At 61.0% G+C, this 19166-nt stretch carries 17 protein-coding genes; 8 read left to right on the top strand and 9 right to left on the bottom strand.

All coding sequences use genetic code 11. The annotated features are described in order from the left end of the window. Positions 1 to 76: 76 nt before the first annotated feature. The 3 genes from QD409_RS04625 to QD409_RS04615 all read left to right on the top strand — a co-directional run bounded on the left by QD409_RS04625 (position 77) and on the right by QD409_RS04615 (position 2869). A complete protein-coding gene (locus tag QD409_RS04625; protein WP_430761945.1) occupies positions 77 to 883 on the top strand; it encodes an alpha/beta fold hydrolase in 807 nt (268 codons plus the stop codon). A 136-nt stretch (positions 884 to 1019) separates the two neighbouring features. Next, positions 1020 to 2144, top strand: a complete 1125-nt coding sequence (locus QD409_RS04620) for an alkene reductase (protein ID WP_430761944.1) — start codon at positions 1020 to 1022, stop codon at positions 2142 to 2144. Beyond that, entirely contained in the window at positions 2141 to 2869 is a 729-nt protein-coding gene (locus tag QD409_RS04615) for an SDR family NAD(P)-dependent oxidoreductase (protein ID WP_430761943.1), read from the top strand. The genes QD409_RS04620 and QD409_RS04615 overlap by 4 nt, the downstream gene beginning before the upstream one ends. A 38-nt stretch (positions 2870 to 2907) precedes the next feature. Here the strand turns inward: QD409_RS04615 and QD409_RS04610 are convergent, their stop codons facing one another. After that, entirely contained in the window at positions 2908 to 3201 is a 294-nt protein-coding gene (locus tag QD409_RS04610) for a hypothetical protein (RefSeq protein WP_430761942.1), read from the bottom strand. Between the two features lie 150 nt (positions 3202 to 3351). On the opposite strand from QD409_RS04610, the gene QD409_RS04605 reads away from it, so the two are divergent. Continuing rightward, positions 3352 to 4416: a LacI family DNA-binding transcriptional regulator gene (locus QD409_RS04605; protein WP_430761941.1), complete on the top strand. Its 1065-nt coding sequence runs from the start codon at positions 3352 to 3354 to the stop codon at positions 4414 to 4416. A gap of 18 nt (positions 4417 to 4434) precedes the next feature. Here the strand turns inward: QD409_RS04605 and QD409_RS04600 are convergent, their stop codons facing one another. After that, positions 4435 to 6600 carry a mechanosensitive ion channel family protein gene (locus QD409_RS04600; RefSeq protein WP_430761940.1) on the bottom strand — a complete coding sequence of 722 codons (2166 nt, stop codon included), beginning with the start codon at positions 6598 to 6600 and terminating at the stop codon, positions 4435 to 4437. A gap of 177 nt (positions 6601 to 6777) precedes the next feature. On the opposite strand from QD409_RS04600, the gene QD409_RS04595 reads away from it, so the two are divergent. Further along, the gene (locus QD409_RS04595) at positions 6778 to 7731 is read left to right on the top strand and encodes a hypothetical protein (protein ID WP_430761939.1); all 954 of its coding nucleotides are present in this window, start codon (positions 6778 to 6780) and stop codon (positions 7729 to 7731) included. A gap of 27 nt (positions 7732 to 7758) precedes the next feature. Here QD409_RS04595 and pncB read toward each other — a convergent pair whose 3' ends face one another. From pncB to QD409_RS04560, 7 genes are all read right to left on the bottom strand, one after another. Continuing rightward, positions 7759 to 9063 carry a nicotinate phosphoribosyltransferase gene (gene pncB / locus QD409_RS04590; protein WP_430761938.1) on the bottom strand — a complete coding sequence of 435 codons (1305 nt, stop codon included), beginning with the start codon at positions 9061 to 9063 and terminating at the stop codon, positions 7759 to 7761. 204 nt (positions 9064 to 9267) lie between these two features. Further along, complete coding sequence (locus tag QD409_RS04585; RefSeq protein ID WP_430761937.1) at positions 9268 to 10227, bottom strand: 2-hydroxyacid dehydrogenase; 960 nt, start codon at positions 10225 to 10227, stop codon at positions 9268 to 9270. 11 nt (positions 10228 to 10238) lie between these two features. After that, entirely contained in the window at positions 10239 to 11876 is a 1638-nt protein-coding gene (locus tag QD409_RS04580; protein ID WP_430761936.1) for an ABC transporter ATP-binding protein, read from the bottom strand. Continuing rightward, the gene (locus tag QD409_RS04575) at positions 11873 to 13027 is read right to left on the bottom strand and encodes an ABC transporter permease (RefSeq protein ID WP_430761935.1); all 1155 of its coding nucleotides are present in this window, start codon (positions 13025 to 13027) and stop codon (positions 11873 to 11875) included. The genes QD409_RS04580 and QD409_RS04575 overlap by 4 nt, the downstream gene beginning before the upstream one ends. Beyond that, positions 13027 to 14118 (bottom strand): microcin C ABC transporter permease YejB, encoded by a 1092-nt coding sequence (locus QD409_RS04570; protein WP_430761934.1) that lies wholly within the window; start codon positions 14116 to 14118, stop codon positions 13027 to 13029. The genes QD409_RS04575 and QD409_RS04570 overlap by 1 nt, the downstream gene beginning before the upstream one ends. Positions 14119 to 14289: 171 nt before the next feature. Beyond that, positions 14290 to 16128: an extracellular solute-binding protein gene (locus tag QD409_RS04565; protein ID WP_430761933.1), complete on the bottom strand. Its 1839-nt coding sequence runs from the start codon at positions 16126 to 16128 to the stop codon at positions 14290 to 14292. A gap of 109 nt (positions 16129 to 16237) precedes the next feature. Then, positions 16238 to 16873, bottom strand: coding sequence for a TetR/AcrR family transcriptional regulator (locus tag QD409_RS04560; RefSeq protein WP_430761932.1), 636 nt, complete (start codon positions 16871 to 16873; stop codon positions 16238 to 16240). 36 nt (positions 16874 to 16909) lie between these two features. Here QD409_RS04560 and QD409_RS04555 point away from each other — a divergent pair, with 36 nt between their 5' ends. The 3 genes from QD409_RS04555 to QD409_RS04545 all read left to right on the top strand — a co-directional run bounded on the left by QD409_RS04555 (position 16910) and on the right by QD409_RS04545 (position 19138). Beyond that, positions 16910 to 17479 carry an isochorismatase family protein gene (locus tag QD409_RS04555; RefSeq protein ID WP_430761931.1) on the top strand — a complete coding sequence of 190 codons (570 nt, stop codon included), beginning with the start codon at positions 16910 to 16912 and terminating at the stop codon, positions 17477 to 17479. A 143-nt stretch (positions 17480 to 17622) separates the two neighbouring features. Then, positions 17623 to 18657, top strand: a complete 1035-nt coding sequence (gene mepA, locus QD409_RS04550) for a penicillin-insensitive murein endopeptidase (protein ID WP_430761930.1) — start codon at positions 17623 to 17625, stop codon at positions 18655 to 18657. 100 nt (positions 18658 to 18757) lie between these two features. Next, the gene (locus QD409_RS04545; protein ID WP_430761929.1) at positions 18758 to 19138 is read left to right on the top strand and encodes a methylglyoxal synthase; all 381 of its coding nucleotides are present in this window, start codon (positions 18758 to 18760) and stop codon (positions 19136 to 19138) included. Positions 19139 to 19166: the final 28 nt, after the last annotated feature.

Below are 19166 nucleotides of genomic sequence, written 5' to 3'. Positions count from 1 at the left end.
GTTGGAAAAACCACCGCGGATCGAATAGGTTCGCTCGCATTGCTGTCTGGAGGAGGCAGCCTGTTGGGAGGTCAGCATGGAACTTCGAGACGATAATCTCGATCGATTCGAGGCAGAAGGGGCAGCACCCTTGCCGGACACGGAAACACGCGGCCAGGTCGATCACGATGGCGCCCGCATATGGTATGCATCCTACGGCAGCGGCACTCCGGTAATCCTCCTTCATGGCGGGCTCGGAAACAGCGGTAACTGGGGCTATCAGGTGCCGGCACTGATCGAAGCCGGCCATCGTGTCATCGTCATTGACAGCCGCGGTCACGGCCGCAGCACGCGCGACGAGCGGCCCTATACTTACGAGCTGTTGGCCTCCGACGTATTGGCCGTGATGGACAGGCTGAAGATCGGGAAGGCAGCCGTTGCCGGATGGAGCGACGGTGCCTGCGTCGGCATGATCCTCGGACGAACCCATCCGGAGCGGATTTCCGGGGTGTTCTTCTTCGCCTGCAACATGGACCCCAGCGGCACGAAAGAATTCGTGGCAACGCCGATCATCGAACGCTGCTTTTCCCGGCACACGAAGGATTATGCCGCCCTATCGGCCGCGCCTGATGAGTTCGATGCCTTCATCGAGGCCGTCGGCCTGATGCAGCGGACGGAGCCGAATTACACCATCGCCGATCTCGCCGACATCCACGTGCCCGTCGTCATCGTGCACAGCGAGCATGACGAGTTCATCAAGCACGAACATGCCGACTATCTCGTGCGGCACATTCCGGGCGCGGAGATGATCCTTCTACCCGGCGTCAGTCACTTCGCACCCTTGCAGCGACCGGCTCAATTCAACGCCGCCCTGCTCGCATTCCTCGCTCGGATTCCGGCCTGACATCAGATTCAGTTGCGCACTTCCGATTGTTGGAATAAATGATGACCATCATCTTATTCAAACTCCCGAGACCGAATCGCCACTGACAGGCCCTTCCGCCCCGGGGAGCAATTTTGGCTCCAGGCAGGAGAATTTCATGACGATCAATTTATTTTCGCCGCTTGCTGTCGGCCCCCATGAGCTGGCGCATCGCGTCATCATGGCGCCGCTGACGCGCATGCGGGCAAGCCAGCCGGGCAATGTCCCCACTGCGCTGAATGCCGAATATTATGGGCAGCGCGCGACCAAGGGCGGCCTGATCATTTCTGAGGGATCGCAGGTTTCTCTCGTCGGGCAAGGCATGCCGGCAACACCCGGCATCCACACGCCCGAGCAGATCGCCGGCTGGCAGGCGGTCACGGATGCGGTCCATGGCAAGGGTGGCAAGATCTTCCTGCAGCTCTGGCATGTCGGCCGCATTTCCCATTCCTCGCATCAGCCCGATGGTGCAGCCCCCATCGCTCCTTCGGCAATCGCCGCCAAGGGACAGGCCGTTACGGCTTCCTTCGAACGCGCGCCTTTCGAGACGCCGCAGGCGATCGACATCGATCTGATACCGTTGCTGATCGACATCTACGCACAGGCCGCCGCCAACGCCAAGCAAGCCGGCTTCGACGGGGTCGAGATCCACGGCGCCAATGGCTACCTGATCGAACAATTTCTGCAGGCACGGACAAACCAGCGGACCGATCAATATGGCGGCTCGATCGAGAACCGTACGCGGCTTCTGCTCGAGGTGGTTGAGGCCGTTTCCAAGGTCTGGGGTTCGCAGCGCGTCGGCGTCCGCCTCTCGCCTTTCGGCATTGCCAATGACAGCGGCGAGGACGATCCGCTGCGCCTTTACGGCCATGTCATTCGCGAACTAGACCGGCTGCATCTTGCCTATCTGCACCTGATCGAGCCGCGTGCCAGCGGCGCAGGTCAAGCCGAAGTCGACCACAAGAACGTGCCCTCGGCTGCGGAACTGTTTAGGCCCGCATGGTCGGGCAAGCTGATCGTGGCTGGAAACTTTCGGCCGGACACTGCCGAGGCCGCGCTCGCCGCCGGCCATGCCGATGCGATCGCCTTTGGCCGCCTGTTCATCGCCAATCCCGATCTGCCGGAGCGCATTCGGCGCGGCGCACCCCTCAACCCCTATCATCGCCCGACCTTCTATGGCGGCGGAGCCGAGGGCTATACCGACTATCCATCATTAAATGATGCCATGGAGGCAGCAGAATGAGCACACCAAACGCCGTCATCGTCGGAGTGGGAGCGGAACAAGGGCTGGGCGCTGCGCTCTGTCGGCTTCTCGCCGGCAAGGGCTATCATGTCGTCATTGCCGGGCGGACACCGGCGAAGATCGACAAGGTCGCCGCGACCATCAATGCATCCGGCGGCAGCGCCGAGGCTATCGAAACGGACGCTACGGACGAAGCCGCCGTCGTGCGGCTGTTCGAGCATGCCTTTACGCCACGGAATGGCATCGCCGCGCCTGATTTGGTCGTCTTCAATGCCGGCATCAACCGCCCGATCGGCTTTCGCGATCTGACTGCCGCCCAGTTCGAAGAGTTCTGGCGCATCTGCTGCTTCGGCGGCTTCCTCGTCGGGCGCGAGGCGGCGCGTCACCTGGCACCGCTCGGCCGCGGTACGGTGATCTTCACCGGCGCCTCCGCCAGCTTGCGCGGCAAGGCGGGCTTTGCCCAATTCGCCGCCGCCAAGGCGGGCCTTCGAATGATCAGCCAGAGTATGGCGAGAGAGTTCGGTCCGCTCGGCCTGCATGTCGCCCACACCATCATCGATGGCGGCATCGACGGTGAGCGGCTGCGCTCGCGACGGCCGGATATGGATGCCGATGGGCTTCTGAACATCGATGCCATTGCCGAGAGCTACTGGCATATCCATCGCCAGCATCCATCGGCTTGGACTCAAGAGCTCGATCTGCGGCCCTACAAGGAAAACTTCTAAAGCCGGCGCAGGGCATTGGAGCGCATCATGGTGTTGCCCTAGCAATTCCGCGACAGGGCCTTGGCGATCGCGAGGAACTTCGGATCTTCAAGCCCGGTGCGGCTCCGCATGTTGGTTTCGCTCTCCGTGTCGGGCGTCTTGCTCGAAATCGTGAAGGACCAGGCCGACGGGCGATTTCGACGGCGGCAGAAAAGTCTCGCCAATCGGGCAAGAATGCCTTGCCTGCCGGCGCCGCCCTTGTCTTCAGGTGCTGGTGGATCGACAGCGTTCGGATTGGCGGGATCGCCCCAGCGATCATAGTAGAGATCCTTGAAGAGATGGTTGGTCAGCATCGGTTCTTCTTTCGCTTTGAATCGATCCAAAATCGATATGCACTTCCTTATTGAATCGGTTCAATCCTACACTTCAAGAATCTGACGTCAAGCGGAATTGAACCGATACAACTTCATTGCTAGGATGCGCCGGAAACAAGGGAGATTGCATTGGCCAAGGGCACCATCAGGCTCGCGGACGTCGCCAAGGCGGCGGGCGTATCGCAGGGAACCGCCTCCAATGTCTTCAGCCGGCCCGACGTGGTGCGCGAGGAAGTGCGCGAACACGTGCTGGAAACGGCCAAACGGCTCGGCTATGCCGGGCCGAGCCTGACGGGACGGCTTCTGCGGGCCGGAAAGGTCAATGCCATCGGCGTCGCGGCCGTGGAGCCGCTTGCCTATTTCTTCGATGATCCCTGGGCACGAGCGCTCTTGGCCGCCGTTTCCCAAGTCTGCGATGCCAGTGGCACTGGTCTTGCGCTGGTCTCGGCCAAGGACCGGCAGAAGCTGGACTGGAACATCAAGAGTGCGCTGGTGGACGGTTTCATCCTGCTCTGTGTCGAAGGCGGCGAAAAGCTGGTTCAGCTGACACGCGAACGGCAATTGCCCTTCATCGCTCTGGCCTTGAACGACGACGATCCGTCGATCGCTTCTATCAGCGTCAACAATCTGGGAGGTGCTGCTGTCGCAGCCCGGCATCTGGCGGAGCTGGGTCACAAGCGTTTTGGCGTGCTTGCGACCGAACTCTCGGACGACCATGTCGGGCCGGTCGGTATCGCCGAGATCGAGCGGGCGATCTATTCGACCTCGCGCGATCGTGCGCTCGGTTACTGGCAAGCGCTGGAAGCGTTCGGCATTCGGCGCGAGGACGTGCCGATCTATGAGACGATCAACGACAAGCCAAGCGTCGAGGCCGGGCTCGACTTCCTGTTTTCCGCGCCTGAGCCGCCGACGGCGATCCTCGCCATGTCCGACAATATCGCATTGCTGGCGATCAACTGGCTGCGAGCGCGAGGCCTTTCGGTTCCGCAAGATGTCTCCGTCATCGGCTTCGACGGCGTGCCGGAAGGCGGCATGGTGGAGCCCGGCCTGACGACGATGGCGCAACCCTTTGCAGAAATCGCGCAACGTGCGGTAAAGGCGGTTCTCCACGATGCCGTGCAGGTGGAGCGTGAGATGATCGACGTCACGCTGGTGGTACGCGGGAGCACTGCAGTGCCGAAAGACGACAGGTGACCGGCGCGACCCTGCTTGTTAACCGGCTTGCTGTCCGCCATCGACGTCAGCCGCACGCATCTGGACAAGCTGCCGGGCCGCGGCGGCGGCTGCATCCTTGTCGCTTGCCACCTGCACGGTCGGGACCGCGAACTGGATGCCGTTCTCGTCGAAGGCCTGCTTGATCAGAGCCAGTGCGCTGCGGCGGATGACGGAGAGTTCGTTGGGTTTGGCAGTGATCGCCAGCCTGATCTCGATCGCGAAATCGCCGAACTGCTCGACGCCCTTCATCTTCAGCGTCTGGATGATGCTCGGCTTCAGATCTGCATCTTCGAGCAGGCGCTGGCCGATATCCTTGATGATCCGCTTCAACTTCACCAGATCGGTATCATAGGTGACCTTGACGATGATCTTATCGATGGCCCAGTCGCGGTTCATGTTGTTGACCGCGCCGAGCGAACCGAAGGGGATCGTCGCCAGCGGGCCGCGCTGGTGGCGCAGTTTTACCGAGCGCAGGCTGAAGGACTCCACCACCCCCTTGTGGCTGCCGCTTTCGATGTATTCGCCGATGCGGAAGGCATCGTCCCACAGATAGAAGATACCGCTGATGACATCCTTGACGATGGTCTGTGCACCGAAGCCGACCGCGACGCCGACAACGCCGGCGCCGGCGATCAACGGTCCGATCTGGACGCCGAGGCCCGACAGAACCATCATGATCGCGATGATGCCGATGACGACGGCAAGAATGTTGCGGAAGATCGGCAGCAGCGTCTGCAGCCGAGCGCGATTGGCCCTCATCTCTTCGGAATCGCTGAGGGCAGGCAGGGATTGCATCAGCTTGCCGTCGATATAAGTTTTCGCCAGGTGCCAGACGAGATCGGCGACGAGAAGGATGACGATCCCGCCCAGAATGCCGCGCGCTATGCGACCGACATTCGATTCACTGCCGCTCATCATTGCATGCGCCTCGACCCCCAGCATCCACCCCAGCCATAGGGCTGCGAGCGTGATGATCAGCGCCCTCAAGCCGCGGTCGAGAAGCACGGCCGCCAACTTGCCGGCGCCGAAGATACCGTCGGCCGCGTCATGCAGCGCCTCGATCGCCTGCGTCGCGACCGAGAGAATACGCGGCAGCAAGATCGCGTAGATGCCAAGCCACAGAAGGCCATCGAAACCGGCTACCCAGAGGCACCAGAGCGCCGCGAAGAAAATGGTCAACAGCCAGGAAACCGTCTTCGCCCCACGATTTTCCGGCGCAACGGGTCTCGACCAGACGGCGGTCACGGCAATCAGAAAGAGGCCGATACCGAGGGTATAGCCGATGAGATCGCGCGCACCGGCGGAAAAGCCGAGCGAGATGACGGCCTGTATGACGGCCCAACCGCAAGCGAAATAAATGGCGAAGAGGGTGCCTCGCCGATACCAGTATCTCGCCACGCGCCGCCGTTCGGCAATGCGCGCAGTGCCGCCATCCTCGTCCAGAATATCGTTCGCCCGGCGCATGGCGATCAGCTCCATCACCAGTTTGCCGATGGAAATCGCCAGTCGGATGGAGACCAGCGCAATGACACAGGCAATGGCGAAGCTTTCGATCGCCGGCGGCCAGTCGAAGGCGAGAAGCGGAATTAGGGTCACCAGGCCATGGATGATGGCGGGCACGACGCCGCCCAAAAACTGGGATCGCGCGGCCTGCAGCTCGGTCTCTGCATCGGTAGCCCTTTCTTGGCGTCGCATGCGCTTGGAATTGATGAAGCGGGCAACGACAAGCTCCGCCACCTGCCCCAGGAAGAAAAGAATGACGATCTGGATGATAATGCGCAGCAGACCGACCGCCTTGCCTTCATCCTCAAGCTTTTCGGATGCCATCATGACCTGATAGGGCAACGTCATCGCCGAGCCCGACAGGATTTCAAAGTGGCGCCGCGTGTGACCAAGCAGGCCCGATAACACGGACATCTGGTCGCCGCCGGCCGGTGCGGGACTGGTGGAAGAGGTCGGCGGATTGCTCAATTGAGATGCCAGCCATTGCCGGACATCCGGCTCGTTCATCAGCTGAATGAGTTCGCGAACCTTGTCTGGCGGCGGTGCAGCCGATTGAGCGGCAGCGGTACTCTGGGCGAAAGCCGAGAGAGGAGCGGTGAATGCAAAGAGACAGAAAAGCAGCGCCCCGATCGACAGCCTGCCACCCCTGACATTCTTCATGCGTACCGCCCTTCCCTCAATCGGACCGACCAGTCCGCCTTCGGCAGACTATACGCCTTTTTCCCGCGGGCAAGCAGGCACTTACCGCCTTCCCTTTCCATGCTCGCCTCGGCATTGCCGACGAGCAACTGCCGCGCTAGGTTCTTCAGCGGTACCGTTCGACGCTTGGGGACGCGCGTGTTCAATTTCCTGAAGAAGCTCTTCGGTAAAGGCAAGCTGGCCGAGCAGAGGCTCCCGACGCCCGAGCCAACGGACGCTCCGCCGATCAAGATGCTCGATCTGAATATCCCCGACGAAGCCTTGCAGGATGAAGCGCGTTTTGCAGCCTATCTGCAGGAACGGCTGCCGTTTTTCGGCGACCTGATCAGGATCGATTACGATGCCCGAGCCGGCAGCCTGACACTGCACAGCCGCAACGGCGATGCCATGACGAAATTCCTCAGCAACGCGCTGCTGGCGCTACGGGAAAAGCGCGGCCCGGCTCGCGCGCAAGCGTTGCTCAACTATCTCAATATGACGGAAGCCATGAATGGCGGCGAGGAACTCGCCAAGGTCCTGCCGGTTCTGAAGGCGCGCGATTTCGTCGACGTGGCGCGGCAACAGATGATCCGGGCCGTCAAGGACGAGCCCGATCCGCCGCAATTCGTCTATCTCGACGAGGCCGAGGGCCTGATCAAGCTCTTCGTGGTCAATGGCGAGACCAGCGTCAGCTATGTCATGTCCACGGCGCTGGAAGACTGGGGTATCGACACGCGGGAGTTGGCGGAATTGGCGCAAGGCAATCTACAGACGTTTCTCACCAAAACCGGCCTGCACATCGCCAAGCGCAGCCGGTTCCAATATGTCGAGGTGGACGGCCAGTTCGAATCCAGCGTCGCCTTCCTGCCAAATTTCTGGGCACAGATCCAAGAACAGTCCGGCGGCGCCGCGCCGATCGCGGCGTTCCTGTCGCGCGACAAGGTGTTCTTCACCCATGAGAACGACATTGAGGGCCTGCAGCTTCTGGAGCTGATCAGCGCCGATCTGAGCGACGTGCCCTACGTTATTTCGCCGGATCAATATCGCTGGGAGAATGGCAAGTGGACGCTGTTCAACCGGGTGGCGAGGTTAGAAACCATCAGCCGCCACTAAGGCATTTTGCGCAGTCGCTTGAAGGTGCTACACCAGAACCTCCTGATCGACGCGATCTTCCGCGCCGAAGAACTTCAGATAGCGTTCGACTTCCGCCGGTTCCCCCGTCGCCTTCTGGGGATTGTCCGAGAGCTTGACGGCCGGGCGGCCGTTGGCCTCAATGACCTTGCAGACGATGGAGATGGGGCTCAACCCCTTGAGTTCGGTCGGCGCGCAGCCGGCAAAATCGTTGGTCAGGTTGGTCCCCCAGCCGAAGCTCATGCGCACGCGGCCGTCGAAATGCTTGTAGGTGTCGATGATCGCATCGACATCGAGGCCGTCGGAGAAGATCAGCAGCTTCTGGCGCGGATCGCGGCCCATCTTCTTCCACCAGTCGATGATTTTTTCGCCACCTTCGATGGGCGGCGCGCTGTCTGGACGGAAACCGGTCCAATCAGCCACCCATTCCGGCGCATGGCGCAGGAACGAGGCCGTGCCGAAGGCATCGGGCAGGACCACGAGAAGATTGCCGCCGTAGAGACGGTTCCAGTCCCGAAGCACCTTATAGGGTGCCTTGCCGAGCTCTTCGTCGTTCCGGGCCAGCGCTGCAGCGACCATCGGCAACTCGTGCGCATTGGTGCCGACGGCTTCGAGATCGGAATCCATGGCGAGCAGCACGTTGCTCGTGCCGGTGAAAGCGTGGGGCACACCTTCCTTCAGCGCCTCGACGCACCAGCGCTGCCAGAGGAAACTGTGGCGGCGGCGGGTGCCGAAATCGGAAATGCGCAGGCCGGGCAGCTCTCTCAGCCGCTCCACCTTTTCCCACATCTTCGCCTTGGCGCGGGCATAGAGCACATCGAGCGTGAAGGGGCCGAGCGCCTTCAGCGCCGTGCGCGAACGAAGCTCGTTGATGATGGCGAGTGCGGGGATCTCCCACATCGTCGTTTCCTTCCACGAGCCGTGGAAGTCAAGAATATACTGGCCGTCGCGCTTCGAAAGCTCGTATTCCGGCAGCTGGAAATTCGACAGCCATGCGAGGAATTCCGGCTCGAAGATCTGGGCGCGGCCGTAAAAGCTGTTACCCGCAAGCCAGATCATCTCCTTTTTGGAGAGGCTGAGCGTACGGGCATGATCGAGCTGCTCGCGCAATTCCTTCTCGTCGATCACGTCGGCCAGGCGCACGCTCTTGGTGCGATTGATGAGCGAGAACGTAGCGTCGACGTCCGGATAGAGCTTCCAGATCATCTGGAGCATCAGAAGCTTATAGAAATCCGTATCGATCAGACTGCGGACGATCGGATCGAGCTTCCAGGTATGGTTATAGACGCGGGTGGCGATATCCGTCTTCGTCATGTCGTTCCTGCCCCGTCTCCTGCCCTGCCGACGTCCCATTTCTCGCCAGCGGGCATGCCGGCACGCGTATGTCGCACTCTGTTATCAAAAAATGTTGAGCGAAAGTCCAGTCGCTGAAAGAAAATTGATACCAGAGTAGATGGGCCGCCCTTCGCCGGCAACAACCGAGGCGAAGGGCCCCGATCACCGCCATCTGATACAGACTTAGTAACCCCGGCTGCGATCCACCAGATGCTGCAGCGGTTCGCCCCGTTCGAAGCGGGCGATCTGCTCCTCGACATGGCGCATGAGCGCCTTTTCTTCCGATACCGCGGAATCATGGGGCGTGATGATGACATTGTCCAGATCCCAGAGCGGGTCGTCCGCCGCCAGGGGTTCGACGGCGAAGACATCGAGCGAAGCGCCACCCAGAACACCTGTTCGGACCGCCGAGGCGATATCGGCCTGAACCTGGCTCTTGCCGCGGCCGGCATTGATGAAGGCCGGCTTGCCCAAAGCTCCATTACGGCGGAGCTTGGAAAAGAGCGACGCATTGTAGATGCCTGTCGTCTCCGGCGTCAGCGGCAACAAGCCGACCAGGATATCGGTACGCGCCAGAAATGCATCCAGCCCGGCGGCATCGAAAGTTTCCATGCCGTCGATCTGCTTCTTGTTGCGGGACCAGCCGATGACATCGAAGCCCATCACCTTCAGCTTGGCGGCGGCATCGCAGCCGAGAACGCCGAGGCCCATGACGCCGACGGTGACGTCAGCCGCCTCAGGGCCATGTTGTGGCGCCCATAGATGCTGGCGTTGGTTCCTGAAATGCCCCTGAACATCTCGCAGATGCATCAGGCACTGCATCACGACCCATTCGCTCATGCGTGTCGTGAGGCTGCGATCGACGAAGCGAACGATCGGAATGTCGGGCAGGCCGGCGATGGACATCATCGAATCGACACCGGCTCCGCCGGAGAAGATGACCTTCAGATTGGGTGCGCGCTGAAAAAGATCGGCATCCGGCTTCCACAGAAGCGCATAGTCGACATGGGTGAGATCCGCGCCCTTGTTGGCGGGATCGGCGAGATTGATGATGTCGCGATCGGCAAAGGCCGTCTCGAGCGCCTTGGCAACGGATGCAGGATCGAATTTCAGGTCGACGAGAATGGGGCTTTTGGCCGGCATGGCGGAAGTCTTCACTGTTTGATGGCGGCGGTTGGGACCGCTTCGATGTTGAATGCGGCGGCAAGAAGCGCCTTGGTGTAATCTTCCTGCGGCGCACGGAAAATATCGGCCGAGGCACCTTGTTCGACCACCTTGCCGAACCGCATGACGATCAGCTCGTTGGCGAGTGCCTTCACCACCTTCAGGTCATGGCTAATGAACAGGTAGGCGAGATCGTGCTTCTTCTGCAGATCGCGCAGCAGATCGACCACCTGCGCCTGCACGCTCATGTCGAGCGCCGAGGTCGGCTCGTCCAGCATAACGAAACGCGGCTTCAGCACCATGGCGCGTGCGATCGCGATGCGCTGACGCTGACCGCCGGAGAACTCATGCGGAAAACGCCAACGGGTGGACGGATCGAGGCCGACCTCCTCCAGCGCCCAGCAGACGCGCTTGTCGCGCTCATCGGCCGAAAGCGACCGCTCATGCACCTTGAGCCCTTCGGCGATGATCTCGCCGACCGACATGCGCGGGCTGAGCGACCCGTAAGGATCCTGGAAGACCACCTGCAATTGGTTACGGAGCGGCCGCATCTCGCGGAACGAATAGCCGGCTATATCCTTGCCGACGAAGCTGATGCGTCCACGGGATGAAATGAGCCGGGCGAGCGCCAAACCGAGCGTCGTCTTGCCCGAGCCGGATTCGCCGACGACGCCAAGCGTCTGGCCGGCCCTGAGTTTCAGATCGATGCCGTCGACCGCCTTCACATGATCGACGACCTTGCGCATGAAGCCGGCCTTGATCGGGAACCAGACGCGAATGTCGTTGCCTTCCATGACGACAGGCTTGCCGGCATCGCTTACCGGCGGCTCGCCGCGCGGCTCGGCGGCCAGCAAATGGCGGGTATAGTCATGCTGCGGCCGGGTGAAGACGTCTTCCACCGTGCCGGTCTCGACGATGCGGCCCTTGGTCATCACGCAGACACGGTCGGCGAACTTGCGGACGATGCCGAGATCGTGGGTGATGAACAGCATCGACATGCCGTGCACACCCTTGAGTTCGCGCAGCAGCTCGAGGATCTGCGCCTGCACGGTCACGTCGAGTGCCGTCGTCGGTTCGTCGGCGATGAGGAGCTCGGGGCGGTTGGCGAGCGCCATGGCGATCATCACGCGCTGGCGCTGGCCGCCTGACAGTTCATGCGGATAGGCCTTGAGACGCTTCTCCGGTTCGCGGATGCCGACCTGGTTCAAAAGCTCCAGCGTTCGGTTGCGGGCAGCCTCGCCGGTCATGCCCTGATGCAGCGCGAGGATTTCGCTGATCTGCCGCTCAATCGAATGGAGCGGATTGAGCGAAGTCATCGGCTCCTGGAAGATCATCGTAATGTCGTTGCCGCGCACGGCGCGCAGCTCGCTATCCGATGCCTTCAACATATCCTTCCCCTTGAACAGGATTTCGCCGGAAGGGTGGCTCGCGGCCGGATAGGGCAAAAGCTTCAGGATCGAATTGGCCGAGACCGACTTGCCGGAGCCGGATTCGCCGACCAGCGCCACGACCTCGCCCCTATGGATATCGAAGGAAACACCGTCGACGGCGATCGAGGTTTGCCCGCCCTGATGAAAGGCGACCGAAAGATTGCGGACAGACAGTAGCGGAGTGGAGTTTTCGCTCATCGGAACGTCTTCCTCGGATCGAAGGCGTCGCGCACGGCTTCACCGATGAAAATCAGCAGCGACAGCATGATCGACATGGTGAAGAAGGCCGAAAGCCCCAGCCAGGGCGCCTGCAGGTTGGATTTGCCCTGGGCGATCATTTCCCCCAGTGACGGCGAGCCGGGCGGCATGCCAAAGCCCAGGAAATCGAGCGAGGTCAGCGTAGAGATCGAGCCCGACAGGATGAAAGGAACGAAGGTCAAGGTCGCGACCATCGCATTCGGCAGCAGGTGGCGATACATGATGGTGCGATTGTTGACGCCGAGTGCGCGGGCAGCGCGCACATATTCGAAATTGCGCGCCCGCAGGAATTCGGCGCGCACCACGCCGACGAGACCCACCCAGGAAAACAAGAGCAATATGCCGAGCAGGATGAAGAAGCCGGGCGGCAGGACCGAGGCGATGATCAGCAAGATATAGAGGACCGGCATGGACGACCAGATTTCGATGAAGCGCTGCATCAGCAGGTCCGTCCATCCGCCGAAATAGCCCTGTATCGCACCGGCGCAGACGCCGACGACGGCCGAGCAGATGGTGAGCGCCAAGCCGAACAGCACCGAGATACGAAAGCCGTAGATCAGGCGGGCGAGCACGTCTCGCGCCTGGTCATCGGTGCCGAGCCAGTTGAAATTGCTCCAGTTGCAGTTCGGGTCGGCAGTGCCGGTCGCATAGCCCGCGCAGCGCTTTTCCTTGCTCATTGCCCAGAAGGGCGGGGTGGGCGCCGACATTCCGATGGGAAGGTTGGAATTGGCGGTTTGATAGGAATAGTGGATCGGCGGCCAGATCATCCAGCCATTGGCGCTGATCTCGTCCTGGATATCCTGGGCGCGATAATCCGTCTGCGCCAGGAAGCCGCCGAACTTCTCTTCCGGGTAGTCGACGAAGATCGGCGTCAGGATCTCGCCCTTGTAGGAGATGAGGATCGGCCGATCGTTGACGATAAACTCAGCGCCAAGGCTAAGGACGAACAGGACAAGGAAGATCCAGAGAGACCAAAATCCCCGGCGGTTTGCCTTGAAATTCTCCCAGCGGCGCACATTGGTTGGCGAGAACAAACCCTTGCGCGGCGGCTTTACGACCGGTTGGGAAGCCGGATGGCTGGCAGCGTCCATCACACGTCCCTCCGCTCGAAGTCGATGCGCGGATCGATCCAGGTGTAGATCAGGTCGGAAACGAGGCTGACGACGAGGCCGAGCAGCGAGAAGATGAACAGCGTCGCAAACACCACCGGATAATCACGCTGGACGACGGAGAGATAGCTCAAGCGGCCAAGGCCATCGAGCGAGAAGATATTCTCGATCAGCAGCGAGCCGGTGAAAAAGGCGGAGATGAAGGCACCGGGGAAGCCGGCGATGACGATGAGCATGGCGTTGCGGAAGACATGGCCATAGAGCACGCGCCGTTCGGAAAGACCCTTGGCGCGGGCGGTGATGACATATTGTTTCTTGATCTCTTCGATGAAGGAATTCTTGGTGAGCAGCGTCGTCGTGGCGAAGGCTGCGAGCGACAGCGAGATCAGCGGCAGCACCAGATGCCAGAGATAATCGAGGACCTTCTGCCACCAGCTGAGGTCAGCGAAATTATCTGAGACGAGGCCGCGCAGCGGGAACCAGTCGAAGAAGGAACCGCCGGCAAACAGCACGATCAGCATGATGCCGAACAGGAAGCTCGGGACGGCATAGCCGATGATGATGATGCCGGACGTCCAGACGTCGAAGGTCGATCCGTCCTGCACCGCCTTACGGATGCCGAGCGGGATGGAAATGGCATAGGAGAAGATCAGGATCCAGACGCCGAGCGAGATCGACACCGGCAGCTTCTGACCGATAAGGTCGATGACCGTCGTGTTGCGGAAGAAGCTCTCGCCGAAATCGAAGCGGATATAGTTCCACATCATTCGGCCGAAGCGCTCGAGCGGCGGCTTATCGAAACCGAACTGCTTGTCGAGCTTGGCGATCAGCTCGGGATCGAGCCCCTGCGCGCCGCGATATTTCGAGTTGCTGTCGTCGACGGCCTGCTGAGCCAGCATATCGGTGCCGCCGGACAGGCGGCCGCTGGCGTTGTCGCCCTGCCCGGTCAGCTGCGCGATGACCTGCTCGACCGGGCCGCCCGGCGCAAACTGCACGATGGTGAAGGAAATGGCCATGATGCCGACGATGGTCGGGATCATCAGCAGCAGGCGTCGCAGAATATAGGCGCCCATCAGCCGGCTGCCCCCTCGAAGAGGAATATATCCCGCCTCGCCTCAATCCATCTGTCGATCAATTCACAGTCCCTTCCGCCGAATTGAAACCGGCGCAGTTATTTCGGCTTCAAACTATCCGAATCAGCCTTGAGCATTTGGAGGCAGCGAAGCCCTTATTGCAAGAGAGGCTCACTTTCCGGCGCTTTTCGACCACCAGACCTCGGGGAAGCCGATGGAGTAATAGGGCAACTCGGCCAGATGTTCGAACTTGTCCCAATAGGCTATCCTGGTCGTCGTCCCGTAGAACATCGGCAGGACATAATGGTGAGCGAGCAGCACGCGGTCGAGAGCCTTGACCGTCGCCTCCTTCTCCGCCACGTCCTTCGCGAAGATAACCTTCTCGATGAGGGAGTCGATGCCGGGGTCGGTTATGCCCGCATAGTTGCGAGATCCCTGACGGTCGGCGGAGGCGGAGCCCCAATAGTCGGCCTGCTCGTTGCCGGGATTGAGCGTCTCACCCCAGACGACCCAGATCATGTCATAGTCGAAGCTGCGAATGCGGTTGATGTATTGCGAGGTATCGACCGTCCTGATGCTGGCATCGATGCCGATGCGCTTCAGGTTCTGGATGTAGGGCAGCACCGACCGTTCCTGCGAGGCGCTGCCAAGCAGGAGCTCCACCGTAAACGGCTGGCCGGTCTGCGCGTTCACCATCTTGTTGCCCTTGAGGACCCAGCCCGCGTCCTTGAACAGGGCGATCGCCTTGCGAAAATTGTCGCGCGCCTTCTGCGGGTCGCCGCCGACGGGATTGGCAAAGGGGGTGGTGAACACCTCGGCGGGCACCTTGTCCTTGACGCTGTTCAGAACATCGAGCTCCTGGCCTTGCGGCAGGCCGGAAGAGGCGAATTTCGTGCCGAAGAAGAAGCTGTCGACACGCGTCAATTTCCCGAAGGCGAGGGTCCGGTTCAGCTCCTCGAAATCATAGACGTAGCTCAGCGCCTCGCGGACGCGCTGATCCTTGAACCGTTCGCGCCGCATATTGGGGACGAGCGCCTGCATGATGCCGACCGAGCGCAACGAGTTGGGAAGCTCCTCGCGCTTGATACGGCCATCCTTGGCAGCCGGAAAATCGTAGCCGGTCACCCAGTGGCTGGTGGAATTATCCTGCCAGTAATCGACGGCGCCGCCGCGAAACGCCTCGAACGCGACGTCGTTGTCGGAAAAATAGACATAGTTCATCGCGCCGAAATTATTCTGGCCGACATTGACCGGCAGGTTCTTGCCCCAATAATCGCCACGCAGCTCGTAGCGGATCGAAGCACCCGGCTGGACGGATGCAATCTTGTAAGGACCAGACCCCATGAGCGGCTCGAGCGTCGTGCGCGAGATATCTCGCGGCTTGCCGTCGGGCCCGTTTGCCTCCCACCAGTGTTTCGGCAGGATGGTAAGCTGACCAAGGATCGAGGGCAGCTCGCGATTGCCTTTTTCATCGAAATGGAAGGTAACGTCCCGATCGCCGGTCTTTTCGGCCTTCACGACGTGGGCGTAGTAGCTTGTCGCCAGCGGATTGAGCTCTTTGGTTTTCTCGAAGCTGAAGATAACGTCCTCGGGCGTCACCGGCGTTCCGTCGGCCCACTTCGCCTCGGCGCGCAACCGGAAAACGGCGCTCGAAACGTCATCGGGATAGGAAACGCCCTCGGCAAGCAAACCATAGGAGGAATTGGCCTCGTCATCGGCCTTCTTCAACAGCGTATCGTAGATCAGCGTTGTCCCTTCGGCGGGATTGCCCTTGTAGAGCACCGGATTGAGGGTATCGAAGGTGCCGTTGCTCGACAGCTTCACCTCACCGCCCTTGGGCGCATCCGGATTGACGTAGTCGAAATGCTTGAAGCCGGGCTGGTATTTGAGATCACCGAGAATGGCTGTGCCGATGCGGAATTGCGGCTCCTCGGCTTTCGAGATTACCGGCATTGCCAGCAGGCAAAAAAGAGAAGCGACCAAGCCTGCTTTCAACCGCGACAATGCCATTCATGATCTCCCGATGATTTCTGGAGAATCAGCATAAGGCAAATGAGGGCAAAAAGCAGGACGCAATAGCTCGCCTCTTCGCAAAGACGTCGAAGAACGATTTCGGAAATCAGCCTGCTGTCGCGGCTTCTTCCAGTCGCTTGCGCAGCATCAGCCGCAATTCGCCGACGACGCGGCGGTCCTCGGCGGCATCCGGCTCGCTGGCAACGACGACGGCGATACGCAGCAGTTCGAGCACGATGCCCGACATCAGCGCGATATCGTCCGATATAGGCGGCCGTGCCTGTCGAAGGACGTTCGCAATCAGCTCCTTCAGCTCGGCACGCGAGCGCGCCTTGCGCTCCTTCGGGATATCGCGGCGCCCGGCAAGCACTGGAAGCTCCGGATATTCCTCGATGACGGCAGCGAGCGCATCGAAAATCGCCTCGCCACTATCGGCGGCGGAAAGGCTGGCGCTCCGTTCCACCAGATCACGAAGCCCCGCCTTCAACCGGTCCAGGCGATCGATATGCAAGGCTTCGGCGAGCAAGGGCTTGGTCGGGAAGAATTGATAGAGCGAGCCGATCGATGAATGCGCCTCGGCTGCAATCTCGGTCATCGTTGCGGCGTCGTAGCCCTTGCGCGCGAAGACCTTTGCCGCCGCCTCCAGAAGAATGACGACGCGATCATGGCCGCGCTGCCGCTTCGGCGTGCGCGTCTTCAATTCTTCACTTGATTTTTGTGAGGATTCCCTCATATTTTCCATTGTGAGGATACCCTCATATTTTTCTCGGAGCCCCAAATGTCACTTTACGATCCCAAGACTACCGCTCTTGTTTCCATCGACTTGCAAGGCCTCGTTCTCAGCCGGCCGCTCGCGCCTTACTCTGCCCCACAGATCATCGCCAATACGGTCGCCATCGCAAACAAGCTGAAAGCCGATGGCGGAACGACCGTGTTTGTCACGTTCGGATTTTCCGCAGACTATGCCGACGCTGTCAATCAGCCGACAGACGAAAGCTTCCCGCTTCCCCCAGGAGGTTTGCCGCCGGCCGCGCTCGAAGCTCCGGCCGAGATAGCGGCGCTGACACCGGATGTCGCTATCGTCAAGCAGCAGTGGAGCGCATTCTACGGCACGGCGCTCGACCTGCAGCTTCGCCGCCGCGGCATCAACACGTTGATCCTGACCGGTGTCGCCACCAATTTCGGCGTGGAATCGACGGTGCGCGATGCCTATGCGGCAAATTATGCCGTCATTGTCGCCGAAGATGCCGTGACGACGCTCTCGCAGGAGATGCAGGATTTCGCCTGCACGAAAGTGCTGCCGCGCCTGTCGCGCATCCGCAAGACGGCGGAAATTTTAGCCAACTGACCTGCCCGGAGCCACGATCGATCCAGGAAAAGGCGGTCGCTCGTCGGCCGCAAGTGATTGCCGCGGATTAACTTCCATCTTTTTTCAGGATAATCTCGCCGCAAATCACTTCGGCTGATGCCGACCGCTTTTCAAGGATAAGCATGGCTTCACTTCTGGTTCGCTCCCTTCGAACAATCGGCAAATTCTCTCTCGCGACGGTGATCGGGATGGGTCTTGTCGCCGGCGACGTGCTGGCGCAGCAGGCCACTCCTTCACCCGGAAGCGCCAAGGCGGTCTTCGGGGCAGTGGCGCTGCCGTCGCAGGGATCGCCGCAATCGCTGGGTTTCTATGCCAAGGGCTGCCTTGCCGGCGCGGTTGCGCTGCCCGCCGACGGCCCGACATGGCAGGCCATGCGCCTCTCGCGCAATCGCCGCTGGGGAAGGCCGGAGATAATCGGCCTGCTGGAGCGCCTGTCGCGCGATGCGGCGAAAAATGACGGCTGGCCGGGCCTGCTCGTCGGCGATATCTCGCAGCCACGTGGCGGCCCGATGATCAACGGCCACGCTTCGCATCAGATCGGCCTCGACGCCGACGTCTGGCTGACGCCGATGCCCCGGCACAAGATGACGGCCGAAGAGCGTGAAGCCCTGCCCTTCACGACGATGCTGGCCAAGGACAAGTTCCTGACGATCAACGACAAGGTCTGGACGCCGGCGCATGCCCGCCTGCTGATGCGCGCGGCCAGCTATCCGGAGGTCGAGCGCATCTTCGTCAACCCGGCGATCAAGAAGAAGATGTGCGAGACATGGACAGGCGACCGCGCCAATCTCGGCAAGCTGCGGCCGGAATATGGGCACGACTCGCATTTTCACATCCGCATCCGCTGCCCCGCCGGTTCGTCCGGCTGCACGGGGCAGGCGCCAGTCACCGCCGGCGACGGCTGCGACAAGACGCTCGCCTGGTGGTTCGGTCCCGAGCCCTGGGCCAAGCCGAAGCCCAGCACGAAGCCGCCCCAAAAGCCGCGCGAGGTCATGGTTTCCGATTTGCCGAAGGCCTGCCAGGCAGTGCTGGCGGCACCGCCGGTTGCTTCCGCTCGCGCCGCCACCTTCGGTGCCAAGACTGCCGATGTGACGGCGGAAACGAACGCAATGCCCGTCTCCGGCAATACGCCGCCGGGGCAGATCCCGCAGCAATGAGGCCAGGACTATCCCTGCCAGGGGTAGTCTTTCAAAAGGCGCCTCGTTGGTATAGAAGGCGAATAAATCGATTGAAAGCACTGGCTGGAGCAAGAATTTCATGGCCGACAGCAAATGCATCGCGCTGATCGCGCATGATCAGAAAAAGGATGCGATGGCGGAATTTGCCCGGCGCAATCAGACAGCGCTTGCTGACTGGCATATCGTTGCAACCGGCACGACCGGCGGCCGCGTGCTCGATGCCTGCCCCGATCTCAAGGTTACCCGATTGAAAAGCGGGCCGCTCGGCGGCGACCAGCAGATCGGCGCACTCATCGCCACCGCCGAGATCGACATGCTGGTCTTCTTTATCGATCCGCTCACCCCCATGCCGCACGATGTCGACGTGAAGGCATTGACGCGGCTTGCCGTTCTCTACGACATTCCGATGGCGCTCAACGAATCCACTGCCGAGCGGCTGATCAAAACACTGAACCATTAATCCGCCTTGCCGGCGGCAGACCACGGAC

The sequence above is a fragment of the Rhizobium sp. BR 315 genome, from assembly GCF_050577975.1.
GTDB lineage: Bacteria > Pseudomonadota > Alphaproteobacteria > Rhizobiales > Rhizobiaceae > Rhizobium > Rhizobium miluonense.
This window is presented reverse-complemented; position numbering and strand designations above follow the sequence as displayed.

Bases quoted from the DNA above. Each gene is read 5' to 3' on its own strand.
- QD409_RS04615 (WP_430761943.1), top strand. From the start codon at position 2,141: ATGAGCACACCAAACGCCGTCATCGTCGGAGTGGGAGCGGAACAAGGG.
- QD409_RS04620 (WP_430761944.1), top strand. From the start codon at position 1,020: ATGACGATCAATTTATTTTCGCCGCTTGCTGTCGGCCCCCATGAGCTG.
- QD409_RS04545 (WP_430761929.1), top strand. From the start codon at position 18,758: ATGGCCGACAGCAAATGCATCGCGCTGATCGCGCATGATCAGAAAAAG.
- QD409_RS04575 (WP_430761935.1), bottom strand. From the start codon at position 13,027: ATGGACGCTGCCAGCCATCCGGCTTCCCAACCGGTCGTAAAGCCGCCG.
- QD409_RS04585 (WP_430761937.1), bottom strand. From the start codon at position 10,227: ATGCCGGCCAAAAGCCCCATTCTCGTCGACCTGAAATTCGATCCTGCA.
- QD409_RS04555 (WP_430761931.1), top strand. From the start codon at position 16,910: ATGTCACTTTACGATCCCAAGACTACCGCTCTTGTTTCCATCGACTTG.
- QD409_RS04565 (WP_430761933.1), bottom strand. From the start codon at position 16,128: ATGGCATTGTCGCGGTTGAAAGCAGGCTTGGTCGCTTCTCTTTTTTGC.
- mepA (WP_430761930.1), top strand. From the start codon at position 17,623: ATGGCTTCACTTCTGGTTCGCTCCCTTCGAACAATCGGCAAATTCTCT.
- QD409_RS04580 (WP_430761936.1), bottom strand. From the start codon at position 11,876: ATGAGCGAAAACTCCACTCCGCTACTGTCTGTCCGCAATCTTTCGGTC.
- QD409_RS04610 (WP_430761942.1), bottom strand. From the start codon at position 3,201: ATGCTGACCAACCATCTCTTCAAGGATCTCTACTATGATCGCTGGGGC.
- QD409_RS04570 (WP_430761934.1), bottom strand. From the start codon at position 14,118: ATGGGCGCCTATATTCTGCGACGCCTGCTGCTGATGATCCCGACCATC.
- QD409_RS04600 (WP_430761940.1), bottom strand. From the start codon at position 6,600: ATGAAGAATGTCAGGGGTGGCAGGCTGTCGATCGGGGCGCTGCTTTTC.
- QD409_RS04560 (WP_430761932.1), bottom strand. From the start codon at position 16,873: ATGGAAAATATGAGGGAATCCTCACAAAAATCAAGTGAAGAATTGAAG.
- pncB (WP_430761938.1), bottom strand. From the start codon at position 9,063: ATGACGAAGACGGATATCGCCACCCGCGTCTATAACCATACCTGGAAG.
- QD409_RS04625 (WP_430761945.1), top strand. From the start codon at position 77: ATGGAACTTCGAGACGATAATCTCGATCGATTCGAGGCAGAAGGGGCA.